This window comes from Mycobacterium gastri (assembly GCF_002102175.1).
Lineage (GTDB): Bacteria > Actinomycetota > Actinomycetes > Mycobacteriales > Mycobacteriaceae > Mycobacterium > Mycobacterium gastri.
Window position 1 is genome coordinate 1 of the sequence record NZ_LQOX01000107.1, and the last position, 24,915, is coordinate 24,915.

Genomic DNA, 24,915 nt, shown 5'->3' on the forward strand with positions numbered 1-24,915 from the left:
CATCACTGGCAAACGGGTGGTCCCATGACCGTGGCTAAACCCTGCTCAAACCGGTCCCATCACGGTGGCGGTCGACACTCCGGCTGCGCCGAGCGTGCACTGGCGGCGGCGACACGCCGGGCGGTGCCGCCGTGGTTGCACTCTCGGCGTGCCGGCTTGTGAAGGATGTGGCTGAAGGACACCGATGGACAGTTGTGAAGACAGACCTCGATGCCCTGCTGACCGACCTGTCTGTGACGATCGATGACCACGTGGTGCACCCCGACCGGCGGCGCGCGCGACGGCCGAAGCAATCGACCGACGCCGAGCTGGTGCGCCTGGCCGTGACTCAGGCGCTGCTCGGCGCCCGCAGCGAACACCATTGGCTGCAAATGTGTTACGGCCGACTCGGGCACCCGTTTCCCTACCTGCCGAAACAGCCCAGCTGCCACAAGCGGGTCAAGGCTGCGACACCGCTATTGGCAAGGCCACGCTGTACCTGGCCACCCAATGCCCGTCCTGGGCCGACGATCTACGCCTGATCGACGGCACCCCAGTGCCGTGCGGTGCGCCGCGGGAAACCGCGAAACGCTTCGAACTGGCCGGTTTCGCCAACTACGGGAACTGCGCCGCGCACTCCCGCTGATTCTAGGGGTGAAGCTGTATCTGATCACCACCGCCGACGGCAGGCCCGTCGCGTGGTGTCTGGCCGACCCCAAAAACGGCGAACGAGAAGTCGCCGCAGAGCCTTTCGCGCACACCCGAGACCTCGGCGCGCTGCGCAAGAAGATGATTGCGCTGGCCGACAAGGGCCTATCCAGCACCGAGTTACAACGCCACTGCGCCGACCCGCTGAACGTGCCGCTGGTGCGCCCCGACCGCAACGACGAAAAACCACCCCGCTACAGCAAACTCGCCGGCATGCGCCCATGGATCGAAGCCGTCTACGACACCTACAAGCATCAGCACAATCTCGAACGACATAGCGGGCCCACACTGCACGGCGGCCACCTCCGCGTCGCCCAACACCTGCTCGCACTTGCCGCTGCGATCTGACACAACGGGAAGATCAACAACCCAGTCAAGAGGCCACTGATCGCCCACGACCACTAACCAAGGCTGGGAACTACTCAACTCTATTTGGACAAATCCGCAACAGTGTGACGGACGGATTCGCAACAGAGTGTTGGACAGATCCGCAGCGTATTCTCTCCTCGTGCCTGTAGTCGACCGCGCGATTACACCCATGGTGCTGGCCGCCCTGGCCGACACGCCGGTCGTCGTCGTAAATGGCGCACGCCAAGTCGGGAAAACGACCCTTGTTGCGCGACTCGACTACCCGGGGTCAAGCCAGGTCGTCTCCCTCGACGACGCCGCCAACCGCGATGCCGCTCGCGACGATCCGCGCGCATTCGTCTCCCGGCCGGTGGACACATTGGTGATCGGCTCTAGGTGACGTACGGCTCCATTGCCTCAAGCCGGAGCCGCCTGGCGAATCCTCCTCTCGCTGTGGGCAGCGGCGAGCGCAGTGCGGACTTTCGACGACGTCGGCGGCCTCTTCGATGACGGCATCTGTGGTGTGCGCGGCAAGGGCGACCCAGACGCAATCCTCCGCGCAGCCGATACGCTGACGGAGTTTCTACGCCGTTAATCTTCTTCTGGCGCACCAAGTCCGGGGCGTATGTGTGACTGATGTGACCACTTGCCGTTGCGCCCAGCGTCCAGTGGTGCCCGAGCGCGATCGCCGCCCTCGGCCGGCCAGGACTCGTGAAGCCCGAAGGTCGTCCCACCGTCTGCGGTGAACCTGCCCGCCGTTGCCCGCCCTTAGGAATAGAGGGCAGGCATCCCGCGCCGATACGAGCCGTTGATCACCGGGTTGACTTCTGCAACTATGTCCGATACATATGTATTCGTTCCAGTACAGACGTATGCCTCGTCCACGAGCGACGGGCGATGGCCAAGGCACTAGCGGAGGAAAAGATCGGCCCAAAGGATGTCGGCAGTGCGCTGTGGGTCGTTCCCGAAGGCACAGCGGCCGCGTCGGCATCGACGGACTCGTTGAGGCGCGCTCGGCGGTCGCCACGGCGATGTTGTGGAAGTTTGCTGCGGTAGCCGACCCGGTTTCACGAGTGCCGCAGCACCGATGAAAGCAAAGGATTTACAACACGTGGTGGCAGTCGCCTAGGTCATCAACTAATTTGCCGCGCCTGAGTCCACAACGGTCCAGCCCGGCCAGCCATACCGCCGGTGCCACTACTGCAGCGCTGAGCCATACCCGGGAACAGGTCTGGACTGGACACACCGGCGACGCCATGACCGGCGCACCTCAAAGACATCGCTCAACAGCAGTACCTAAGCTAAGAAAGGACCGCCCCGACCATGCCGAAACCGACCTATCCCGCCAAACCTGAGAGCAACGCCGACGACGCCGAATCTGGTTCGGCTCGCGCTAAAGCCGGGATCGGAAAGTCGCGGCGAGGCAGACTTGCCGCCGGCGCCGCGCTGGGAGCGCTAACACTGACTAGCGGCATCGCCGGCATATTCGATGTCACCCCCCCGACCACCGCCAACGGTCCCGGCGTCAACGTGGGGCGGCTCGCCATCACGCTGGCCACCTACGGCGGCTACAAACTCGACAGTTGCACGAGCAACACCAACGACACTTCCACCAGCAGCGTCACCGGCGGCTCGTCGAGTAATTCGAATGACACCACTGCTTCTACCCAAGAGAGCACCAGCTCAACCAGCACTTCCGGCGGCGGCAACGAGCCACCCGCAGATACCCAGACAAATTTGATCCCGGGTGACAACCAGCTGGCTGCGCCGCAAGTTACGTCCGGTACCGGCACCGCAGGCGGGCAGGACGAGGACTACTACTTCAGCTCGAGCGAATCCGACGATGACAGTTCAGGCACAAACACCATCGCCCAATGGCAAGCGAACAACAACGAATACCGGCCTGACGACCCTAATTCGGAAGAGCAGTCGGACCTCGACTATGCAGCAGCGTATGCGGCAGGCGACCCGTATCACGCTGACAACTAACGGCAGACAGACAGATCGGCATTCCGCGTTGGTCCGGCATCACCAGACTGGCTCGGCCGGAAATACATTTGGATCGAAGATCTACATGCTTTCGACTACCCGGAGACGCCAGCGGCATAGTTCGGATTTTCCGGATGCCTCGGCCAGGAAGCGGGCCAGGTGATGGTGGCCATTGCCAATGGCGCCAACAGCGCCCCCTCCGCTGCCGATACCTCTGGCATCACACCTGCTGACGGCAATGATTCGGGTCCGAGAGTGCTCGACGATAATCTTCGTGAGGCGTTGACTTTTGACGCGCCGTATGTGCTTGATCGGCTGCTGAGCGACCGGGTAGTCGAGACCCGCGCTCAGGCCGAGGAGCTTTTCACCGAAGTCAAGAAGTATCTGGTTTTATCCGAGCTGAGCCACGACATGGTCATCGGTATGTATTCGGAGATGGTCGACGCCGCCTGGCACGCATTTATCTTGTTCACCAGCCAATATGCGGATTACGGGCATCGCTACTTCGGCCATTATCTTAGCCATGCCCCGACGATCCACTCCGGCTCTGGATACGACGGGCAGTTCGGCGCGGCTGTCGAAAAGCGACGCCCAGGAATTTCGCGGCCCCGACGGCGAGCACGCAAGAAATCCACGTTCACCGATTTCCGCGAACGCTATGAAACATTGTTCGGGCAGCCGCTTCCCTATGTTTGGCATGACATCGGCTTCATCACCGTCAATCGACGAATGCTTGTCGACGACCGGGCCGGCCCGCTCACCCTGGCCCTAGGTGATGGCCAGGTCTCGCTGTTTCGCACCAACGGCACCGCCGTCTTATCGGTCAACGACATAGCCACTGCCGCATTGCAATTCATCATCGCCAAGGGCGCCTTCTACGTCCGGGAATTGCCCGGTGGGCTAACCGACGACGAAAAGATCGGCCTTGCTCAAGCGCTGGTCCGGTCTGGCGCACTCAAAGTCGCTCCCTAGCAACGTGTCCGGTACCGATGGGGGCCGCCGGGGGCGAGCGGACACATCACCGGCGTTGGACGCCAATGACTTTCCCGACCACCCAGCGGGGGCGGTCGGCTAGCAGGCCGTGATTTCCCAGCATCCACCACCAGCAAGGCCAGGAGCCAACGTGTTTGATTTTGCGCTGTTACCGCCAGAGGTCAATTCGGCCCGGATGTACGCCGGTCCGGGATCGAGTTCGCTGCGGGCCGCCGCGGCCAGCTGGGAAGTGCTAGCCGCCGATCTGCACTCGGCGGCCAAGACCTACCGAGCGGTGGTGGAGGACCTGACCAGCATGCAGTGGGCCGGGCCTTCGGCGATGGCGATGACCGCCGCCGCCATCCCCTATGTGGATTGGCTCACCAGCACCGCCGAGCAAGCTGGACACACCGCAGCCCAGGCAACCGCCGCGGCGATGGCATTTGAGCAGGCCTTCGAGATGACGGTGCCCCCACCGGTGATCGCCGTCAACCGCGCCCAGCTGCTCGCGCTGATCGCAACCAACTTCTTCGGCCAAAACACCGCCGCGATCGCCACCACCGAAGCCCAATACCTGCAGATGTGGGCCCAAGACGCCACCGCAATGGATGACTACACCATTGCCTCGGCCGCAGCATGGAAGCTGAACCCGTTTACCTCCCCGCAACCCAACACCAACCCCGGCGCGCGCAGCGCTCAACACGCCGCGGTCACCCACGCCATCACCAAAGCCCCCGACAACAAAGGCAACTGGATCGGAAAGCTGCTCGAAGACATCGGAGCGGCGTTGACTGCGGTCGGCCTCCCCGAGATCGGGTTGCCGCTCTACGAATTGGGCGTATTCGTCAACACGTTGAAGCTACCCAAGATCCTCAAAGACGACTTCACCGCCCTCGATGCCCTGTTCGCCTGGTACTCAACGATGGGTTCGGTGACCGGCGTCAGTGGCATGACTAACGGGATCATCAATACCGAAAAGAGCCTCGGTTTGATTTCCGGTGTAGCACCACCGGTCGCAGAAACCGTACCCAAAGTCGCTCCCGCCCTGCTGGCCCCGCTGAACTCCATCGCCAAATCGCTATCCGGGGCAACGATACGTGCCGGTGGCGTCCTGGGCGGTCAAGTCTCGGCCACCGCGCGCAGCGCGGGTTCGATCGGCCAACTGTCGGTGCCGCCCTCCTGGGCCACGCCCCAGGCCGCCGTCGCCGCCAAGACATTCCAGGCCGCCACCCCCCTGACCACCCTGCCAACCGGCGACGCCGCACCCGCGGCCATGCCCGGCCTACCCGGAATGCCCACAGCCGCAACCGGACGCGCCGGCGTCGTACCCCGATACGGACTCAAAATGACCGTAATGTCACGCCCACTATCCGGGGGCTAACCAGACCCTCTTGGCAAGCTTTGAATGGGCAAGCAAGGTTTGAACAGACTGAGGGCGTCGACTGTGCACTGAGGGAGCCGAGCGTGCGCTGAGGGCGCCGACTGTGCCGTCACGGCGGCCCGATCGCGAATACTTCGCCCTCCATGCACCCTCAAGGCCGCCACCGCACACTCGATACGGCCGCGTGGCAGCCGACCGGTGCTGACGTGAGACATCCCCGAACACCGCCACAAGAGAGAAGACGCGGCGTGCCGCAAACGCAAGCGGACACCGACGACCAGCAGCTCCTGGTCCCCTTGAATTTTCGAGGAGATGAGCAAACCGCATACTCGTGAGACCGCTGTGACCACACGCCAGGTCGGCTCGGCGAGCACCCCACCACGCATGCTCGGTGGGGGCCAGAACCCGGCCTGGCACCCCAGCGCGAGCCGACATTGGCCGGCACATCCGCAATGGTTAAGTTGTCGGCAGGACAGGTATGACCAGCACGGCAAGCACGGCGGCCAGCGCGGCGCGAAACCAGATCCGAAGGATCGTCGGAAACAACATGCGAGTTGACGGGCGCGACATCACCGTTTCCGGCAGCTTGCTGCCCCCGGTGATCCGGCGCACCAACGACATCATCCGGCTCACCCTGGCGGCGGTCTTCCTGCCCGCGGTGATCGCGAGTTCACTGTTCACCCGCCCCCAGTGGATCGCGCTCGAGAAATCCATCTCCGAGATCGTCGGCGTCCTATCCCCCGCCCAGTCCGATCTGGTGTACCTGGTCTACGGCATCGCGATTCTGGCCTTGCCGTTCATGATCCTCATCGGCCTCATCGTGTCCCGGCAATGGAAGTTGCTCGGCGCGTATGCGGCCGCGGCGTTCATGGCCTTTCTGCCGTTGTCGATCAACAGCAACCGCATCGCGGCACCACGTTGGCATTTCGACCTGTCCGACAAGCTCACCACGCTGCCCGCCCAGTTCCTCGACGACCCACGCTGGATCGCGATGCTCGCGGCGGTGCTCACCGTCTCGGGCCCGTGGCTGCCGGCCCGCTGGCGCCATTGGTGGTGGGCACTGCTCCTGGCCTTCGTGCCGATCCATCTCGTCATCAGCGCCATCGTCCCGGCCCGGTCGTTGCTGGGGCTGGCGGTGGGATGGTTCGTCGGCGCGCTGGTGGTCCTGGTCGTCGGCACCCCCGCGCTCGAGGTGCCGCTGGACGGCGCGGTCCGGGCGCTGGCCAGACGCGGATTCGTCGCCTCCATGCTCACGGTCGTGCGCCCGGGCGGACCCGGGCCACTGGTGCTGTCGGCCACCTCGACCGATCCCGAATCCCGCGCAGCGGTCGAGTTGTACGGTCCCCATCAACGCAGCGGCGGCGCGCTGCGACAACTGTGGTGGAAGCTGCGGCTGCGCGGCTCCGAGACCGCGCCGCTGCAAACTTCCATGCGCCGCGCCGTCGAGCATCGCGCCCTGATGGCCATCGCCATCGGGCAAGCGGGTGTGGCCAATACGTCGACGATCGCGTTGTCCGACCTCGAACGCGGCTGGACCTTGTATGCACACCAGCCCGTTCGCGGGATTCCCCTCGACGAGTGGACAAGCCAGACTCCGGTTGCCCAGGTGTGGAAATCGTTGCGCATTCTGCACGACCACCAGATCTCCCACGGAGACCTGCGCTGCAACGCGATCACCGTCGACGAGGGCACCGTGCTCTTCGGCGGGTTCGGCGCCGCCGAATACGGGGCCACCGACGCCCAACTCCAATCCGACATCGCCCAACTCCTGGTGACGACGACGGCGCTATACGACGCACAGTCCACGGTGACGGCAGCGATCGACGCATTCGGTGCCGACACCATCCTGACGGCCTCGCGCCGGCTCACCAAATCCGCAGTGCCCAAAAGGATCCGTGAATCCGTGGCCAACGCCAAGGCCGTCATCGCCAACGCCCGCTCGGAGGTGATGCGCCAAACCGGCGCCGATGAGATCGAAACCCAGACCATCACCCGGTTCAGCCGCAGCCAGTTCATCCAACTGGTGCTGATCGGCGCGCTGGTCTATGTCGCATACCCGTTCATCAGCACCGTGCCGACCTTCTTCTCTCAGCTCAAACACGCCAACTGGTCGTGGGCGCTGCTGGGCCTGGCGGTGTCGGCGCTGACCTATGTGGGCGCGGCGGCGGCATTGTGGACCTGCGCCGACGGACAGGTGAGCTTCGTAAAGCTGTCGATTGTCCAGGTGGCCAACACCTTTGCCGCTACCACCACCCCCGCCGGCGTCGGCGGGCTCGCGCTCAGCACCCGCTTCCTGCAGAAGAGCGGCCTGACCGCACTGCGCGCCACCGCGGCGGTGGCGTTGCAGCAATCCGTCCAGGTGATCGTCCACCTGGCGTTGCTGATCTTGTTCAGCGCTGTCGCGGGGACGTCGGCCGACCTCTCCCACTTCGTCCCGACCGCCACCGTGCTGTATCTGATCGGCGGTGTGGCGCTGGGCATTATCGGCACGTTTCTGTTCGTGCCCAATCTGCGACGGTGGCTCTCGACGGAAGTGCGTCCCAAACTCAAGGAGGTGTCGAGCGACCTAGCCGCGCTCGCCCGCGAACCGCGGCGGTTAGCGATCATCCTCTTAGGTTGTGCCGGAACAACTCTCGGCGCGGCGTTGGCGCTGTGGGCCAGCGTCGAAGCCTTCGGCGGCGGCACGACGTTCGTCACCGTCACCGTGGTGACCATGGTCGGAGGGACGCTCGCCTCGGCCGCGCCCACCCCGGGCGGCGTCGGCGCCGTCGAGGCGGCGCTGATCGGTGGACTGGCCGCCTTCGGGGTGCCGGCGGCTATCGGAGTCCCCTCGGTGCTGCTCTATCGGGTGCTTACCTGCTGGCTGCCGGTCTTTGTCGGCTGGCCGATCATGCGCTGGCTCACCAAGAACGAGATGATCTGAATTGGCACGCACCCAGCCCAGTGCCAGGCCCGCCAGGCAGACGACGAGCCAGATCGTGACGAGGTGCTTTGTCCGGGTGATCGGTCCATGATCGCACGCATCCGCAACGGCGGCTTGGCTATTCGGACGACTCCAGTTCCATGACCACGACGAGCACCACCGAACTCCGGCTGCTTGCACCCACTGTTGTAGTCAGATACACCAAGTAGTAATCCTCGGGCACCGCCTCCGACACCGTGATCGGCACGTTCACCGACGCCGACCCGTCGTCGGCGAATCGCCCAGATATCGGCGTTACGGTGATCCCGTCGATCGTGGACATGCCGGTGATCGTGTAGTCGCCGGCACCGTCGATCATCCGCTGCGCGTCGAGCGTGACGGTCCCCGTGGCTCCCGGCGCGATCGTGACGATAGGCCGCGGAACATTCACCGTCACCGCCGAACTGCCGGCACCGAATGACGGCGGCGCGGCGGACGGGGCGGTGCCCCAGACCTTGTCGGGATTGGCCGCGAGCGAGAATGCGACGGCACCGCCGGTGCGCACGATGGACTCCGGCAGAAACGTCTTGTCGGTGGGCCGCCCGTCGATGGTCAGGCCGTTGATGTACTTCATCCGGCCGGGCGCGGTTGCGCCGGGGGCGGAGATCCGGATGGATTTGCCTGCCGGAAGCGCGATTACGGCGCGATCGAACAACGGCGTGTTCACGGTGAGGATCGAGGTGCCGGGAGTGCTCGGATACAGCCCGAGTGCCGCCCAGACGTACCAACTGGACATCGCACCGAGATCGTCGTTACCCGGCGCCCCGTCGGGCGTGGCGGAAAACAGCCCGCGCACCCGGTCCACGGTGCGCTGCGTCTTCCACGGTTGTCCGAGATAGTTGTACAGCCACGGCACCGCGAAACCCGGCTCGTTGCCGGCCCACAGATAGGGCTGGTTGGGGCCCACGTTGAGCTTTTTGGTGAAACGGTCGAGCCGGTCGGCCACCGCCTTGCGGCCACCCAGGGCGGTCACCAGGCCGGCGACGTTGTGCGGCACCCACCAGAGGTATTGCTCGGCGTTGCCCTCATCGAATCCGTCCTGGCCGAAGCCATCCGGTGTTTCTACAAACCCCGGGCCGTAGCGGAAGAACCCGGTCGCGCTGCGCGGCGAAATATAACGGGTGCTGGGGTTGAAGAGGTTCTGCCAGTATTGCGCCCGGTCCTGGAATTCAGCGGCGGTGGCGGTGTCGCCGAGCGCCGCGGCGAACCGGGAGATGGTGAAGTCGTCGACCGACCATTCCAGCGTGATCGAAGCCCCGGCAATCCGGCCGTCGGTGCGAAACTCCGCCGTCTGAGGCCCGTAACCCAGCTCCAGGTAGGTGGCGATTCCCGGGCGCTCCACATAGCCGCCCAGCCCGGCACCGCCCTCAGTCGCGCCCCGCACCATATAGCGCAGCGCCGTGTCGACGTCAAAGTCCTTGCCGCCGAACATGTATAAGTTCACGATCAGCGGCACCGCGTTGTCCCCCGTCATCATGCCGGTTGCCGAATTCGCCAGGGCCCAGCGCGGATACGACCCGCTCTGCTCGGCATCGTTGACCAGCGACTGCGCCATGTCGCCGGCGCGCTCCGGGAAGAGCAAGCCCTGCAGGGCAGCCAGACTACGGTACGTGTCCCAGTCGGAGAAGTTGGCGTATTGGGTATGTCCTTGGGCGACAGTGTGGATGAGACCGTCGAACCCGAGGTAGCGACCGTCCGCGTCGTTGAATGTATTGGGGTGCAACAATGACCGGTAGAGGCAGCTGTAAAAGGTCGTCACATCACCGGGATCCCGCCCGGCCACTGCGATGCGGGACAGGGCGTTGTTCCATTCGGTCGCGGCGGCCGCGCGAACGTCGTCAAAGCTTGCGCTACCCTCGGCGGCGAGGTTGGCCCGGGCTCCGTCGATGCTCACGTAGGAGATCGCGGTCCGCACTTCGAGCACCGAGCCGGCCGGAAACTCCAGGTATCCCCCGCTGTACCGCGACTGCGCCCGACGGACACCGGCGTACACCGCATAGCCGTCCCAGGTGCCGTAGGACGTGAACGGCCTGCTGAACTGCATGGCGAAGTACACCGTGTAAGTGTTTTTCTTGCCGCAGAAGCCTCCGCTCGTGGCCCAACCGGTGATGGTGGTGTTGTCCGTGCCGATCTCGATGGCCGCCCGTGAGTTTCCGGCAAGTGACGCGCCCGAGCGCACCCGAAACGACGCCGGCCGGCCGTCGCGCGGATAGCTGAATCGGCCGAAGCCGGTGCGAGTGGTGGCGGTGAGTTCGGCGGTCACCCCGGTCGCGGGGAACCGCACCGTGTAATAGCCGGGCACGCCCACCTCGGTGTCGTCGTGGGCGATCCGCTCCGCGGCGCGCCAGGGCTGCGCGCCGATTGCGGTCGTGGTCGGCAACATCGAAATGTCGCCGAAGGCAGCGCAACCCACCGATCCATGGGTCATGCTGAACCCGGTGGAACGCGAATTCTGGTACTGGTAGCCGGTATAGGTGTGGGTGGTGTCCGGTGAGTACTGCACCATGCCGAACGGCACCGAGGCGCCGGGGAAGTTGTTGATCTCGCCGACGATCTCGCCGCCGGACCCGGTGCCGACGAGCGTGTCCACGTGGTCGACCGGATTGGCGACAAAGGTCGGTTCGCCGTCGTAGGCCGTGGGCGATGCCGCCATCAACGGCACGAAAAGACCCAGCACCGCGACGAGTGCCACCAGGGCCCGCAGCGACCTTCGTGACCGCATAGCTGTCTCTTACTGCACGTAGTGCCCTCTCGTGGCTGTTTCGACACGATTGACATCGGCAACCGGCGCGGGAGACTTCCGCCGGTGCAACCGGTATGCGTCAAAGTCGTGCACTCATACCGGCTGCGTTTTGGGCGTATTCGGCTAGTCTCAGTGCCGACGTCGCCGGTGCAGGTACCGGGACCAAGATTCGGGAGATGCAAATATATGAAGCACCTGACCGCGGTGGTCGCAGTCGCAGCGGTGAGCCTGGCGCTGGCCGGTTGTGGCTCAAAGACCGAAACCAAGACCTCTACGTCGACGTCGTCGACGACGTCAAGCGCCAAGTCGACAACATCCACGTCCTCGACCAGCCCGACACCGGGAGCGCAGGCCAAGAAGACCATCGCCGACTATGTCACCGAGAACCACATCACCGAAACCCCGGTCCACCTGGGCGATCCCGGCTCGCCGACGATCAATTTGCCGATGCCCAACGGCTGGCAGACAGCAAACGACAGCGCCACCTCATACGGCGCCATCGTCTACGGTCAGCCGGCCGACCCCAAGGACCCGCCCACGATCGCCGCGCTGGTCTCCAAACTCACCGGCAACGTGGACCCGGCGAAGATCATCGAGTATGCCCCCGGCGAGCTGCAGAACCTGCCCGGATACCAGGGGTCGGGCAACGGGTCCGCGTCCACGCTCAGCGGTTTCAATGCCTGGCAACTGGGCGGCACCTACGTGCGGGACGGCAAGACGCGCGCCGTCGCCCAGAAGACGGTGGTGATCCCCGGTAAGGACGGCGTGTACGTGCTTCAGCTCAACGCCGACTCACTGGAAAGCGAGCAAGGCCCGTTGATGGATGCGACCAACGTCATCGACGAGCAGACCACTATCACGCAGTAGCGCAGGGAATCGGTTCGCGCCGCGGAGAGGAACACGCTCCGCGGCGCTCCGTCCTCAATACCTTCCGGGGCAGGGCGGCCGTAGCGGGCCAGCAACTCCTCGGCCGGCGTGGCCGAGACGTCCCAGTCGTGGCCGCGCACCCAATCGGCGAAGTCGGCGCGATACGCCTCGACGGCGCTGCGGCTGCCCGTACCGCGGCGTTCACGGCCGCGGCGTTCACAGCTAACCCATGAGTCACTGGCCGAGGGGGTGCGCAATCTGCCCACCTTCGAGCGACAACTCAGCGACAACTCAGCGACAACGCAAGGCGCGCACCGAATTTGTCGATGGGTTGTCGCTCCTAGGCGGTCGTGGGGCTGCGCCCCGGTGTGGGGAGATGGAAATCGCGTGCTGGTGCGGTTGGCTCGGCGGCTGAGGGCGCCGACTGTGCGCTGACGGCGCCGACTGTGCGCTGGCGGCGCCGAGTGTGCGTTGGCGGCGCCGACTGTGCCGTCAGGGCGGGCCGACCGCGGATGTTCCCGCCCTACATACACAGTCAAAGCCCTCACCGCACACTCGATTCGGCGGCATAACAGCCGATTCGGTGAGCACCTGAGACATCCCCCGAACACCTGCCATCACAAGAGGTTTGAGCGAAGGCGCGGTATCAGCGTGCCGAAAACACAGCCAAGGTGTGCCGAAAACAGAGCCAGGCATCCAAAGCTGCGCAAGAGGACCAAGAGGACCAAGAGGACCAAGAGGACTTGTTGACCAGCAGCATTCGTGGTCACCTTGAATTTTCCGGTCAGGCGGGCACCCTGCATACTGGGTCCCCCAGTTACTCGGGTGGCTGACGTGACCAGCCCCAGTCGCGGCCCGGGCGGACTCCCGCCACCAACCCGCATGCCCTACGGTTATGACATGACAAAACAGTCGTCCGCGGTGGACGTCGGACACCCGCCTTCGGCCCTGCTGCGGGCCGTCAACCCGGTCCTTGGCTTCCTCCTGGGCACTCCGCTGGCGGGCCCGATGCGCAAACAACTGATGGTGCTGAACTTCACGGGGCGAAAGACCGGACGGCAGTTTTCACTTCCGTTGAGCGCCCATGTCATCGACAACGAGCTGTACGCGTTGACCGGCGCGGGATGGAAACAGAACTTTCGCGGCGGCGCCCCCGCGCAGGTCGTCTACGACGGTAAGACGACCGCGATGCAGGGCGAACTCATCAGGGACCGCGAGGTGGTCACCGATCTTTTCCTGCGCTGCGCCCAGTCCTACGGCCCCAAGCGGGCCCAACGGATGATGGGGCTGAAATTCCGCGACCAGCGGATCCCGACGCCCGAGGAGTTCGCCGAGGCGGTCGACCGGTTGAACCTCGCCGCGGTCAAATTGACCCCGGCCAGCTAGTACGGAACCGGTTGTGCCCCAGCGCCTTCGGCGTCCCGTCGCCGTCGATTCATCCGGCATCCCTGGACAGCCGGTCCAGGAGTCTTTCGACCAGACGCACCAGCCGCGCATGATGTGAACCGGCCCAATAGATCCGGCCGCAATCCAGGCAGCGGTTGAATTCCTGGTAGTAGCGGCGGGTCAGCGGTTCGAGACGGTCCAGCACCTCGTCCTTGGAGACCGCAGCCAGCCTGCCGTTGCATCGCACGCACCGAGTGAACGGCGCCAGCCGTTGTCGCAAGTCCAGTCGCCGGATCACCTCGAGTGTCTGTTCCTCGGGATTCTGGGAGTGGACGAACAACCCATGGGTGATAGCACGGCGCTTCAACAGACCGCGGTCGCGGCTCAACAGGATTCGCTGCTGCGCCACGCTGATGTCAACCAGCGTCGGGTCATCGGCGGCGCTTGACCACCACACGTCCAACCCGAGCAGTCGAAGCAGCCGCGCCAGCCGGCCGAGATTCACGTCGACGACGAACCGCGGATTACGCAACGGCGCCGGACGCAGTCGACTCGTCGACTCGATGTCGAGGGCCTCGAACATCGGGTAGGCGGCAATGCGATCACCGGTAGCCGGCCGGTGGCTGAAGTCGGCAGGGTTCCCGTTCACCAGGATGAGGTCCACCTCGGTATGCGGAATGCCCATCGCTTCCAGGACATCCTTGACCGTCTGGTGGCTGCGGAACGGTCGGCGCACGGTCAGACCGCGCGACTCCGGGTCGACGAAGTCGTTGAGTTCGGCGTAGGCCCGCACATCCACGTAACCGACCACTCCTCATGTTCTACCGCTTGCGGGGAAGCTGGTTGGTCGGTACACCGAAAGTGCGGTGTTCCGATTGGCTGTGGGCGGCGGTGGTCCGGCGTGGTCTCTGATGTGGTGACGGTGCTGCTGGGCGGCGACGTCATGCTCGGCCGTGGTGTCGATCAGATCCTGGCGCACCCCGGCCACCCGGAATTGCGTGAGCGCTACCTGCGGGATGCGACGGGGTATGTCCGCCTGGCCGAGCGGGTGAACGGGCCGATTCCGCGTCCCGTCGATTGGCGGTGGCCGTGGGGTGAGGTGCTCGATGTCCTCGACGGGGTCGGCACCGACGTCCGCGTGGTCAATCTGGAGACGACGATCACCACCGGCAACGAATTCGCAGACCGCAAGCCGGTGTGTTATCGGATGCACCCGGATAACGTAGCGGCGCTGACGGCGTTGCGACCGGACGCGTGCGCACTGGCCAACAACCACATCCTCGACTTCGGCTACCAGGGGCTGACCGACACCGTCGCGGCTCTCGCCGCCGCCGGCATCCGGGGCGCCGGCGCGGGCCCCGACCTGCCCACCGCGCGCCGCCCGGCAGTGGTCATCGTCGGCGACCGGCACCGAATCATCGTCGGCTCGGTCGCGACCACATCCAGCGGTGTCCCCGAATCCTGGGCCGCGCAACACAATCGGCCCGGCGTCTGGCTGGTTCGTGATCCGTCGCAACGCGAGGCCGCCGACGACGTCGCGGCCCAGGTGCTGGCCGGCAAAGGCGACACCAAAGGCGATGGTGTCACCGTCGTCTCGGTGCACTGGGGATCCAATTGGGGCTACGAGGTAGCACCGGCTGAAATCGCGTTCGCACACCGACTGATCGACGCCGGCGTCGACATCGTGCACGGCCACTCCTCGCATCATCCCAGGCCGATCGAGATCTACCGCGGCAAACCGGTCATGTACGGGTGCGGTGACGTCATCGACGACTACGAAGGCATCGGCGGGCATGAGGCGTTCCGGGCCGAACTCAGACTGCTGTATCTGCCGGCCACTGATCCCGCGGGAAAACTGTGCTCGTTGAAGATGATTCCGCTTCGGGTCAAGCAGATGCGCCTGCACCGCGCCTCCTCGGCCGACACCGAGTGGTTACGCCGCACCATCGAGCACGTCAGCCGCCGGTTCGGGATTCGCGTCACGGCCGGGCCCGACGGTCTGCTCGAAGTGTCCTCACCCGACACCCATTCCCCGGTGGCGGTGCGGGGCTGAGGCCGCACCACTGCCGAGGCGTCAGCACCCGCCGGATAGGGTCGTCGGCGTCATTGACCAAACCCAGGAGTTGCTATGCGAGTCGGCGTCCCGACCGAGACCAAGAACAACGAGTTCCGCGTCGCGATCACCCCGGCCGGCGTCAGAGAACTGACCCGTCGGGGCCATCAGGTCACCATCCAGGCCGGCGCCGGTGAGGGATCGTCGATTTCCGACGCCGACTACGTCGCTGCCGGCGCCCAGATCGACGACGCCGCCGAAGGAGTGTGGGCCGAAGCAGAGCTACTGCTGAAGGTCAAGGAGCCCATCGAGATCGAGTACGGGCTGCTGCGTCGCGGGCAGATCCTGTTCACCTACCTGCACCTTGCCGCGTCGTTGCCGTGCACCGAAGCGCTGCTGCGTTCGGGGGTGACGTCGATCGCCTACGAGACGGTTCAGACCGTCGCGGGCGAGCTGCCGTTACTGGCCCCGATGAGTGAGGTCGCCGGTCGGCTGGCCGCCCAGGTAGGGGCCTATCATCTGATGAAGCCGGCCGGCGGACGCGGCATCGTGATGGGCGGGGTGCCCGGTACCGGGCCGGCGGATGTCGTCGTGATCGGCGCCGGCACCGTGGGCTACAACGCGGCACGAGTGGCCGCCGGGATGGGCGCACACGTCACGGTGCTCGACGTGAACATCGAACGGCTGCGCCAGCTCGACGCCGAGTTCGGCGGCCGGATCCGCACCCGGTATTCCACCGGCCTGGAACTCGAGGGCGCCGTCACGCGGGCCGACCTGGTGATCGGCGCGGTGTTGGTGCCCGGGCACAAAGCCCCCAGACTGGTGTCGAATTCGCTTGTGGCGCAGATGAAACCGGGCGCGGTGCTGCTCGATGTCTCGATCGACCAGGGCGGCTGCTTCGAAGACTCCCGGCCCACCACGCACGACGAGCCCACGTTTGGCGTGCACGACACGGTGTTCTACTGCGTGGCCAACATGCCCGGCGCGGTGCCGCGGACATCCACGTTCGCGCTGACCAACGCGACGATGCCCTATGTGCTCGAGCTGGCGGACCAGGGCTGGCAGGCCGCATGCCGGTCCGATGCCGCGCTGGCTAACGGCCTGTCCACCCACGAGGGTTTGCTGCTCAGCGACGAGGTAGGCGCCGACCTGGGGTTGCCGTTCACCGATCCGGTGCAACTGTTGAGCTGACCGGCCGGGGGATTCGGCCGGTCGGGCTACCGCCGGGTGCCCTTGGGCCCCACGTTGATGGGCCTTATGACTCTGCCCACACCACGACACAACTGGTCACTATCGAGAGCATCACCAATAAGGGAGTCCACGGTGGAACGACGACAGACCGACCACGCGCGTGGTGCTCGCCGCGGTGGTCAGCGAAGGCTCGGCGCCGCCGAGGGTGTGCTGGTCGCCCTGCGTCATTGCAGCCTCGATGAGGCCTTCACCGACATCGTGCAAACGGCCAAGCAGCACAACGTAGCCCCGATGGAATTGGCCCACGCGCTCGTCGCGATCGCCGAGAACGACGTGACCTATGACGTTGACGACGCGGTGGCCGCCGCCGTGAGCCGCGCCTGGGGCGACCTGTTGGCCAGGCCCGGCCACGATAGGTCCGGCGAACGCGCGCCGCAATCACACTAGCCGATGCCGGTGGCGCCATTGGCCTGCGAAACTCATTGGACACCAATGATATTCGAGGCTCTGATCCACAGGCGTGGACGTTACGAGTCGAGGGGCAAGGGGTAACCGGACAGCCATGGCGATCCATCAGGATATCGGGGCGCTGTTCACCGACCTGTATCAGGTGGCGATGGCGCAGGCCTACTGGACCCAAGCAATGTCGGGCACAGCGGTTTTCGAGACATTCTTCCGCAAGCTCCCGCCGAGCCGGTCGTATATCGTGGCCGCCGGCCTGGCCGACGTAATCGACTTCCTCGAATCGTTTCGGTTCGACGGGCAGGACCTGGACTACCTGCGCGGCCTGGGCCAGTTCTCCGACGAGTTCCTGGGATGGCTCGCCGGCGTGCGCTTCACCGGAGAAGTCTGGGCGGTGCCAGAAGGAACCGTGGTCTTTCCCAACGAGCCGATCGTCGCGGTGATCGCGCCGATCATCGAAGCGCAGCTCGTCGAAACCTTTGTGCTGAACCAGATTCATCTGCAAAGCGTGCTCGCCAGCAAGGCCGCGCGGGTGGTCGGCGCCGCTCGCGGACGGCCGGTGGTGGACTTCGGCGCCCGGCGCGCTCACGGCGCCGACGCGGCCCTGAAGGTCGCGCGCACCAGCTACCTTGCCGGTGCGGCAGGCACGTCGAATCTGCTGGCGGCCCGCCACTACGGGATTCCCGCGTTCGGCACCATGGCCCACAGCTATGTGCAGGCCTTCGACAACGAGATCGACGCCTTCGACACGTTCGCCCGGCTCTACCCGGGCACCACGCTGCTCGTCGACACCTACGACACGCTCGGCGGCGTCGATCGCGTCATCGAGCTGGCGCGACGACTCGGCGATCGCTTCGATGTGCGGGCAGTCCGGCTGGATTCGGGCGACCTCGGCGCACTGTCGACGGCGGCGCGCGCACGGCTGGACGCCGCGGGTCTGCACCGGGTCGAGATCTTTGCCTCGTCGGGCCTCGACGAGCACCGCATCGCTGCGCTGGTGGCTGCGGGCTGCCCGATCGACGGCTTCGGCGTGGGCACCAAGCTTGTCGTCGCCGCCGACGCGCCCGCCCTCGACATGGCCTACAAGCTGGTGGAATACAACGGCATCGGCCGCACGAAGTTCTCCAGCGGCAAGGTGATCTACCCGGGACGCAAACAGGTGTTCCGCCGCCTCGAGAACGGGAGGTTCCGCGGGGACACGCTCGGCCGGCACGACGAAAAGCTGCCCGGTAAGCCGTTATTGGTGCCCATGATGATCGATGGTCGGCGGATCTCGCAGCGGGTACCCACACTCGAGGCCGCACGCGACTGGGCACGCCGGCAGATCGGCGCGCTGCCGCCGCAGCTTCGTTCCCTCGAGGACACCGGCTACACGTACCCGGTGGTCGTCAGCGACGCCGTGGTGAGCGAACTCGAGCGGATACGGCACGGCTGTACGGCGAGGCAGGACCCGCAGCTTCGGTGAGCGCGACCGCCGTGGGTGGCGGCAGCGCGACATCGAAGAGCTCGCCAGCTACCGGCGTCAACGACGTCCCTTTGCCAGGAATCCGCGGAGCCGGTCCAGCGGCCAGGTATTGATCACCTCGTCGGCCGATGCCCAGCCGCGCTGGGCCACTTCCGGCCACAGATCAATGGGACCTCCGACCCCGGGTCCCGGCCAGGCGCCAATAGCGTCAGACTTACCCATCGGCGCGGCCCGCACGACCGACGCCCCAAGTCTGAACCGTTCCGGGTCCAACGGCGTCACCGCGAAGGCCCAAAGGCCCTAGAACGGCGCGATCGTGATCCCTAGATTTCGGAATGCGCCAACGTCGAAAACCTAACGTCGAAACCCTGGCGTTACCGAAGTTACAGGAGAAATGCCATGAGCACCGCCAAAGACATCATGCACACCGGAGCCACCTGTATCGGCGAACACGAGACCCTCGCCGCTGCGGCCCGGCACATGCGTGAACTGGGTGTGGGCGCCCTGCCGATCTGCGGGGACGACGACCGCCTGCACGGGATGATCACCGACCGCGACATTGTCATCAAATGCGTTGCCGCCGGCCACGACCCGAACACGATGACCGCCGGCGAACTGGCCCAGGGCAGCACCTATCACGTCGAAGCCGACGCCAGCATCGAAGCGATGCTCAACGTGATGGAAGAGCATCAGGTACGACGGCTGCCGGTCATCGAGGATCACCGGCTGGTGGGCATCGTCTGCGAAGCCGACATCGCCCGGCACTTACCGGAACACGCCATCGCCCAATTCGTCAAGGCGATCTGACACGCAGCAAGCAATCACCAGCCGCTGACCCTTCGAACCAAGTTGCTCGAACCAAGTGGCCAGCAAGCCATGAGTGTTCATCGAAGACGGGAAGTTGCCCGCCCGTGAACCGCCCGCCCGTGAACCGATAGTGGACACAGTGAGGTCCGGGAAGCGAGGAGCATATGGTTGCCCACCCGCAATGCGCACGATGCAAACAGCCGATTGAAGCCGGATGGCTTTACATCACCGCACATCGCCGCGGCCAAGCCGCAACGTCCGAAGACAGCGCGGCCCTCATTCATGTGCCCGGCGAATGTCCACGGCCTGGAGAACACGTTCCGCGAAGCTAGCCAGTCACCCGGATCGTCGAACAAGCGCGCCGAAGGGCCCCATGGCAGTCGCACCTGAACGCTAATGTGTTGTTCGACAACGCTTCTGGCGGATGGGTGAAACGGCGGCGCCGCCTTGGCGACATGTCATCATTACAGCAATCGGCGATTCTATAGAGAGGGCAACACCAATGGCTGAGCGCGCCACGCAACCACAGATGCCGCAGAAGAAGGCCACCACCAAGAAGGTCGCCGCCGTGAAGCATCCCACAGCAAAAAAGGCCGTTAAGCGCCCCATGACCGGTACGGCCAGTAAGGCCAGCAAGGCTGGGCAGAACACGGTGGCGAAGACAGCAGTAGAACGCGGTGCGAGGATCCTGGTCCTTACCGATGATCCCCGCAGGAGCGTCGTGATTGTGCCCGGTTGCCACATCGAGTCCATGCGCCAAGAAGGCGACGCGTACTTCTTCGAGGACGGCAATGCGCTGGTCGGGATGATCGTCGAGGGTGGCACGGTTGAGTATCACCGTGCCGACCGCACATATGTCGTGCGGCTCACCGACGGAAGACATACGGCTGAGTCATCTTCCGAATCGCGTCGGTCAGCCCGGTTCGAAGATCAGCGGTGAAATGTTTCGGGCGGACTAGCTGTAGTTTTGCCCGGCTACACCTGCGGCTGCAGCAGCACCCGGATTTCGTTCGGGAGCTGATCCAGAGCCTTGGCCACCTGGGCTGGTGGGAGCAAATGCCCTAGAGCGGCGGTAACCGCACTAGCCGCCTTGTCGACGTCCCTGAGGGAGATATTCGCCTCACGGGCAAACCGGGCAATGTAGGCCTCAGCGTTGTACTTCACCGGGACGCCGCTGGGATCCCAGCCCGCGTAGAAGACGCCCCGGATCAGGTCCGGCAGTTGGGCCGCAAAGTGCGCGGCCGCCTCCACTGGAAGCCGATCCCGAAGTGTATGAAGCCATGCCCGCAGCACTCCGTAGGCGAATTCGCGATCATCGGTGTCGAATTCTTTGGCCACTTCGTTAACCCACGTATGTGCAACATGCATCGCATGGTCTAGCGCCGAAACCTTCGTATTGGCGGGCATGGCTACCTCCTAGTGTCTGCCTCCAGCACACACCGGCTGCCATTCCACTCGCCAGGGGCCGAAAGTCACCACGAACCCTCCAAGAACGATCTGCGCTGCGATAAGGCTTCGGCGCCGGCGATCACCGGTTGCATCCAGACTCACCACCGCGAGGCGGTGGGACCGCATGTCATCGGTCTCAGAGTCGTTGGTCCCTAGCCCGGGCTGCGACGCCGCCGGTCCCGAAGGGACCGTGGTCAATTACCCAAGGGACCTAATTCCATTCCGCCGGGCGTTAGATCGCGACACACTCGGCAGATGAGGCCATTTGAGGATCGCAGCGACGCCGGACGGCAGTTAGCGCAGCGTCTCAAGCATCTGTACGGCCGAGGCGCCCAGGGCGTCGTTGTCCTCGGCCTGCCGCGCGGCGGCGTGCCGGTGGCCTTTGAGGTCGCCAAGGCACTGCAGGCACCGCTCGACGTCCTCGTGGTGCGCAAGCTCGGCGTGCCGTTCCAACCAGAATTGGCCTTTGGAGCCATCGGGGAAGATGGCGTGCGGGTGCTGAACGACAGCGTGGTATATGCGGCAAACCTCGAAGATGCGGACATGGAAGCCGTCGAACGCGCGCAGCGGATCGAACTGCGACGTCGCGCGGAACGCTTCCGTGGCGGACGTGAGCGGATCCCACTGACCGGGCGGATCGCGGTGATTGTCGATGACGGTATCGCGACCGGCGCGACCGCTAAGGCGGGCTGCCAGGTCGCCCGTGCGCACGGGGCCAGCACAGTGATCCTGGCCGTTCCCATCGGTCCCGACGACGTCGTCGCGCGATTCGCCGGATATGCCGACGAGGTGGTGTGCCTGCAAACCCCGCCGCTGTTCTTCGCCGTCGGACAGGGTTACCGCAACTTCGCCCAGACCTCGGACGACGAGGTGATCGCGCTCCTCGATCGCGCCCGGAACGACTTTGCCGCGGCGGCGGCGATCGATGCCGCCGACCCACCCCTGCGGGACGAGGAAGTCCGGGTGCTTGCAGGCCGCGTGTCGGTGGCCGGACACCTGACTATCCCCGAAAATCCCGGGGGAATCGTAGTTTTCGCACACGGCAGCGGCAGCAGCCGGCACAGTCCGCGCAATCGGTACGTCGCAGATGTATTGAACGGCGCCGGACTTGGCACGCTGCTGTTCGATTTGCTCACGCCCGCAGAAGAACGCAACCGCGCCAACGTCTTCGACATCAAACTCTTGGCATCCCGACTAGTCGACGTGACCGGCTGGCTGGCCACCCAGCCCGACACCGCAGCCCTGCCGATCGGCTACTTCGGCGCGAGCACCGGAGCGGGCGCGGCGCTGGTTGCGGCCACCGATCCGCGAGTAAAGGTGCAGGCGGTGGTGTCCCGCGGCGGTCGGCCCGATCTCGCGGGTCGCTCGCTGGCGAACGTTATGGCCCCGACCCTGCTGATCGTGGGTGGACGCGATCGCGTGGTCCTCGAGCTGAACCGACAGGCGCAGGCGGTGATCCCGGGGCCGTGTGAGCTCGCGGTGGTTCCCGGCGCGACGCACTTGTTCGAAGAACCGGGCACCCTCGAACGGGTCGCGAACTTGGCGTGCGACTGGTTCATCGACCACCTGAGCCGGGCCGTCACCACCGGGTAGGTGGTAAAGACCATGGCGCACAACGAAGCAGGGCATCGAAGCGTCCCGCACACGGCGGATCTCCGCATCGAGGCGTGGGCGCCCACCCGCGACGGGTGTATCAGGCAAGCGGTGCTCGGCGCGGTGGAGAGTTTTCTGGACACCTCCTCGGCCACGGCGCCACAGACTCGGCGTCGCCGGGTGACCGCGAACAGTGACGACAGCCTGCTGGTCGCCGCGTTGGAGGAGGTCATCTACCTGTTGGACACGACCGGCCAGGCCCCGGTCGACGTGAGGCTGAGCGAGGCCGACGGCGGTGTCGACATGACGCTGGAAATGGTTGATGCCGGTGCGGTTCCTCAGGTGGGAGCGGTCCCAAAGGCAGTGTCGCTCAACGAGCTTCGCCTGGTACGCGGTGAGCATGGCTGGCGATGCTCGGTAACTCTGGACGTCTGACGGAGCAGCGTGATGAAGCTGATCGAAGAGACTCCATACCGGTTGCGGATCGAACAAGAAGGCGCCATGCGGGTGCCGGGGATCGTGTTCGCCTCCCGCAAGCTGCTGCCCGACGCACCCGGGGACATGGCGCTGGCTCAGGTGGCCAACGTGGCGACCCTGCAGGGCATCGTCCGGGCCTCTTTTGCGATGCCCGACGTGCACTGGGGATACGGTTTCCCGATCGGCGGTGTGGCCGCAACGGACATTGACGACGACGGCGTCGTCTCCCCTGGCGGCGTCGGATTCGACATTTCCTGCGGGGTCCGCCTGTTGGTGAGCCCGGAGCTGGACCGCGACCGGCTGCGGGCACGGATTCGGGCGGTGATGGACCGCCTCGACGCGGCGATACCGCGCGGGGTCGGCACCAAGGGCGTGTGGCGCCTGCCGGACCGCCGCGCGCTGGAGCAGGTCCTCACCGGCGGCGCCCGCTTCGCGGTGGAGCAGGGCCACGGAGTCACCCGGGACTTGCAGCGCTGCGAAGACGGCGGCGTGCTCGACGGCGCCGACGCGGCCACCGTCAGTGATCGGGCGATAGAACGCGGCCTCGGGCAGATCGGCAGCCTGGGTTCTGGCAACCACTTCCTCGAGGTGCAGGCCGTCGATCGCATCTACGACGACGGCGCCGCGGCGAGCATGGGGCTGGCCGAGGGCAGGGTCTGCGTCATGATCCACACCGGCTCCCGGGGCCTGGGGCATCAGATCTGCACCGATCACGTCCGACAGATGGAAAATGCCATGGGCCGCTTTGGCATTGAGGTGCCCGATCGCCAGCTGGCATGCGTTCCGGTCGACTCCCGCGAGGGTCGGGCGTATCTGGCGGCGATGGCAGCCGCGGCCAACTACGGACGCGCCAACCGTCAACTGTTGACCGAGGCGGCCCGTCGGGTGTTCGAGCAGGAAACCGCCACGACGCTGGACGTGTTGTACGACGTGTCGCACAACCTGGCCAAGCTCGAAGAGCATCCAGTCGACGGCCGGTTGCGCGCCGTCTGTGTGCACCGCAAGGGCGCGACGCGCTCGCTGCCGCCGCACCATGCCGACCTACCCCCCGACTTGTCCGCGGTCGGCCAGCCGGTGCTGATCCCGGGCACCATGGGCACCGCCTCCTACGTCTTGACGGGAGTGCCGGACAACCCGGCATTCTTCTCGACGGCGCACGGAGCCGGCCGAGTGCAGAGTCGGCACCAGGCGGCCCGCCACACCGACGCCGACGCGCTACGCAGCGGCCTGGAACGGGCCGGCATCCTCGTCCGCGGCAGCTCGTGGCGGGGGCTGGCCGAAGAGAAGCCCGAGGCATACAAGGACATCGACACCGTCATCGAGATCAGTGACCGCGCCGGGCTGGCGCGTAAGGTCGCGCGGCTGGTGCCGCTGGGAGTCGTTAAAGGCTGACCGGACAAGGAGGGCACAAGACCATGCGAACCGTCTACCATGAGCGACTCACCGACCTGGGTGATCAGCTGGCTCGGCTCTGCGGCCTGACCGCGGCCGCGATGGAGCGTGCCACGCAGGCGCTGTTGCAGGCCGACGCCGCCGCTGCGCTACAGGTCATCAGCGACCACGACCAAATGGCGGCGCTGCGAAAGCATGCCGAAGAAAGCGCCTTCAGCTTGTTGGCGCTGCAGCAGCCGGTGGCCGGCGAGCTGCGCAGCATCGTCGGCTCCATTCAGGTGGTCGCCGACCTGGACCGGATGGACGCGCTGGCGGTGCACGTCGCCAAGATCGTCCAGCGGCGACAACCAGACCACGTGCTGCCCACCGACGTTGAGCATCATTTCGCCGAAATGGGAAGGGCGGCAGTAGAGCTGGCGCATTGCGCACAGGAAGTGGTGATGACCCGTAATACCGATATGGCAGCCCACATTCGCGAACAAGACGACGAGATGGATGAGCTGCACCGACAGCTCTTGACCACACTGATGGACCGCGACTGGAAGCACGGGGTCAGCAGTGCTGTCGACGTCGCGTTGCTGGGCCGCTTCTACGAGCGCTTCGCCGACCACGCCGTCGAGATCGGCAGAAGGGTGGTCTTCGAAGCGACCGGCGCCCTGCTGCCCGAACAGGAAATCGGAACGTATTAGGC

At 65.4% G+C, this 24,915-nt stretch carries 18 protein-coding genes and 3 pseudogenes; 18 read left to right on the forward strand and 3 right to left on the reverse strand.

Annotated elements, in window-relative coordinates:
• Nucleotides 1-194: 194 nt before the first annotated feature.
• From AWC07_RS29810 to AWC07_RS12855, 6 genes and pseudogenes are all read left to right on the forward strand, one after another.
• Nucleotides 195-1,035, forward strand: a pseudogene (locus tag AWC07_RS29810) (IS982 family transposase).
• 160 nt (nucleotides 1,036-1,195) lie between these two features.
• Nucleotides 1,196-1,423, forward strand: a pseudogene (locus AWC07_RS12830) (AAA family ATPase); the annotation flags it as partial.
• Nucleotides 1,424-2,358: 935 nt separating this feature from the next.
• Complete coding sequence (locus AWC07_RS12840; protein WP_036413212.1) at nucleotides 2,359-3,024, forward strand: hypothetical protein; 666 nt, start codon at nucleotides 2,359-2,361, stop codon at nucleotides 3,022-3,024.
• A gap of 159 nt (nucleotides 3,025-3,183) precedes the next feature.
• Nucleotides 3,184-3,996: a glycine-rich domain-containing protein gene (locus tag AWC07_RS12845; protein ID WP_036413214.1), complete on the forward strand. Its 813-nt coding sequence runs from the start codon at nucleotides 3,184-3,186 to the stop codon at nucleotides 3,994-3,996.
• A gap of 151 nt (nucleotides 3,997-4,147) precedes the next feature.
• Nucleotides 4,148-5,377 carry a PPE family protein gene (locus AWC07_RS12850; RefSeq protein ID WP_279628878.1) on the forward strand — a complete coding sequence of 410 codons (1,230 nt, stop codon included), beginning with the start codon at nucleotides 4,148-4,150 and terminating at the stop codon, nucleotides 5,375-5,377.
• A 547-nt stretch (nucleotides 5,378-5,924) separates the two neighbouring features.
• Nucleotides 5,925-8,300: a lysylphosphatidylglycerol synthase transmembrane domain-containing protein gene (locus tag AWC07_RS12855; RefSeq protein WP_085105094.1), complete on the forward strand. Its 2,376-nt coding sequence runs from the start codon at nucleotides 5,925-5,927 to the stop codon at nucleotides 8,298-8,300.
• Between the two features lie 118 nt (nucleotides 8,301-8,418).
• Here AWC07_RS12855 and AWC07_RS12860 read toward each other — a convergent pair whose 3' ends face one another.
• On the reverse strand, nucleotides 8,419-11,061 hold the full coding sequence (locus tag AWC07_RS12860; protein ID WP_036411561.1) for a GH92 family glycosyl hydrolase: 2,643 nt from the start codon (nucleotides 11,059-11,061) through the stop codon (nucleotides 8,419-8,421).
• 207 nt (nucleotides 11,062-11,268) lie between these two features.
• On the opposite strand from AWC07_RS12860, the gene lpqN reads away from it, so the two are divergent.
• Together lpqN and AWC07_RS12870 are read left to right on the forward strand one after the other, a co-directional pair.
• Nucleotides 11,269-11,949 (forward strand): envelope biogenesis lipoprotein LpqN, encoded by a 681-nt coding sequence (gene lpqN / locus AWC07_RS12865; protein WP_036411563.1) that lies wholly within the window; start codon nucleotides 11,269-11,271, stop codon nucleotides 11,947-11,949.
• 900 nt (nucleotides 11,950-12,849) lie between these two features.
• Nucleotides 12,850-13,335 (forward strand): hypothetical protein, encoded by a 486-nt coding sequence (locus tag AWC07_RS12870; RefSeq protein WP_036411571.1) that lies wholly within the window; start codon nucleotides 12,850-12,852, stop codon nucleotides 13,333-13,335.
• 49 nt (nucleotides 13,336-13,384) lie between these two features.
• On the opposite strand, the gene AWC07_RS12875 is transcribed toward AWC07_RS12870, so the two are convergent.
• Nucleotides 13,385-14,146 (reverse strand): Mut7-C RNAse domain-containing protein, encoded by a 762-nt coding sequence (locus AWC07_RS12875; protein WP_036411566.1) that lies wholly within the window; start codon nucleotides 14,144-14,146, stop codon nucleotides 13,385-13,387.
• Between the two features lie 90 nt (nucleotides 14,147-14,236).
• Here AWC07_RS12875 and AWC07_RS12880 point away from each other — a divergent pair, with 90 nt between their 5' ends.
• From AWC07_RS12880 to AWC07_RS12910, 6 genes are all read left to right on the forward strand, one after another.
• Nucleotides 14,237-15,388: a CapA family protein gene (locus tag AWC07_RS12880; RefSeq protein ID WP_279628879.1), complete on the forward strand. Its 1,152-nt coding sequence runs from the start codon at nucleotides 14,237-14,239 to the stop codon at nucleotides 15,386-15,388.
• Nucleotides 15,389-15,463: 75 nt separating this feature from the next.
• The gene (gene ald / locus AWC07_RS12885; protein WP_036411568.1) at nucleotides 15,464-16,579 is read left to right on the forward strand and encodes an alanine dehydrogenase; all 1,116 of its coding nucleotides are present in this window, start codon (nucleotides 15,464-15,466) and stop codon (nucleotides 16,577-16,579) included.
• Nucleotides 16,580-16,711: 132 nt separating this feature from the next.
• Nucleotides 16,712-17,026: an ANTAR domain-containing protein gene (locus AWC07_RS12890; RefSeq protein ID WP_036411570.1), complete on the forward strand. Its 315-nt coding sequence runs from the start codon at nucleotides 16,712-16,714 to the stop codon at nucleotides 17,024-17,026.
• A gap of 115 nt (nucleotides 17,027-17,141) precedes the next feature.
• The gene (locus AWC07_RS12895; protein ID WP_085105093.1) at nucleotides 17,142-18,506 is read left to right on the forward strand and encodes a nicotinate phosphoribosyltransferase; all 1,365 of its coding nucleotides are present in this window, start codon (nucleotides 17,142-17,144) and stop codon (nucleotides 18,504-18,506) included.
• Between the two features lie 399 nt (nucleotides 18,507-18,905).
• Entirely contained in the window at nucleotides 18,906-19,313 is a 408-nt protein-coding gene (locus AWC07_RS12905) for a CBS domain-containing protein (RefSeq protein WP_036419906.1), read from the forward strand.
• A 607-nt stretch (nucleotides 19,314-19,920) separates the two neighbouring features.
• Nucleotides 19,921-20,253: a hypothetical protein gene (locus AWC07_RS12910; protein ID WP_084293777.1), complete on the forward strand. Its 333-nt coding sequence runs from the start codon at nucleotides 19,921-19,923 to the stop codon at nucleotides 20,251-20,253.
• A gap of 35 nt (nucleotides 20,254-20,288) precedes the next feature.
• Here AWC07_RS12910 and AWC07_RS12915 read toward each other — a convergent pair whose 3' ends face one another.
• Entirely contained in the window at nucleotides 20,289-20,720 is a 432-nt protein-coding gene (locus tag AWC07_RS12915; protein WP_036419907.1) for a DUF2267 domain-containing protein, read from the reverse strand.
• 297 nt (nucleotides 20,721-21,017) lie between these two features.
• Between AWC07_RS12915 and AWC07_RS12920 the strand changes: the two are divergent.
• The 4 genes and pseudogenes from AWC07_RS12920 to phoU all read left to right on the forward strand — a co-directional run bounded on the left by AWC07_RS12920 (nucleotide 21,018) and on the right by phoU (nucleotide 24,913).
• Nucleotides 21,018-22,362 (forward strand): annotated as a pseudogene (locus AWC07_RS12920) (phosphoribosyltransferase family protein).
• A 5-nt stretch (nucleotides 22,363-22,367) separates the two neighbouring features.
• Nucleotides 22,368-22,790: an archease gene (locus tag AWC07_RS12925; protein ID WP_036419917.1), complete on the forward strand. Its 423-nt coding sequence runs from the start codon at nucleotides 22,368-22,370 to the stop codon at nucleotides 22,788-22,790.
• A 12-nt stretch (nucleotides 22,791-22,802) separates the two neighbouring features.
• On the forward strand, nucleotides 22,803-24,224 hold the full coding sequence (locus AWC07_RS12930) for an RtcB family protein (RefSeq protein ID WP_036419909.1): 1,422 nt from the start codon (nucleotides 22,803-22,805) through the stop codon (nucleotides 24,222-24,224).
• Nucleotides 24,225-24,247: 23 nt separating this feature from the next.
• A complete protein-coding gene (gene phoU / locus AWC07_RS12935; protein WP_036419910.1) occupies nucleotides 24,248-24,913 on the forward strand; it encodes a phosphate signaling complex protein PhoU in 666 nt (221 codons plus the stop codon).
• Nucleotides 24,914-24,915: the final 2 nt, after the last annotated feature.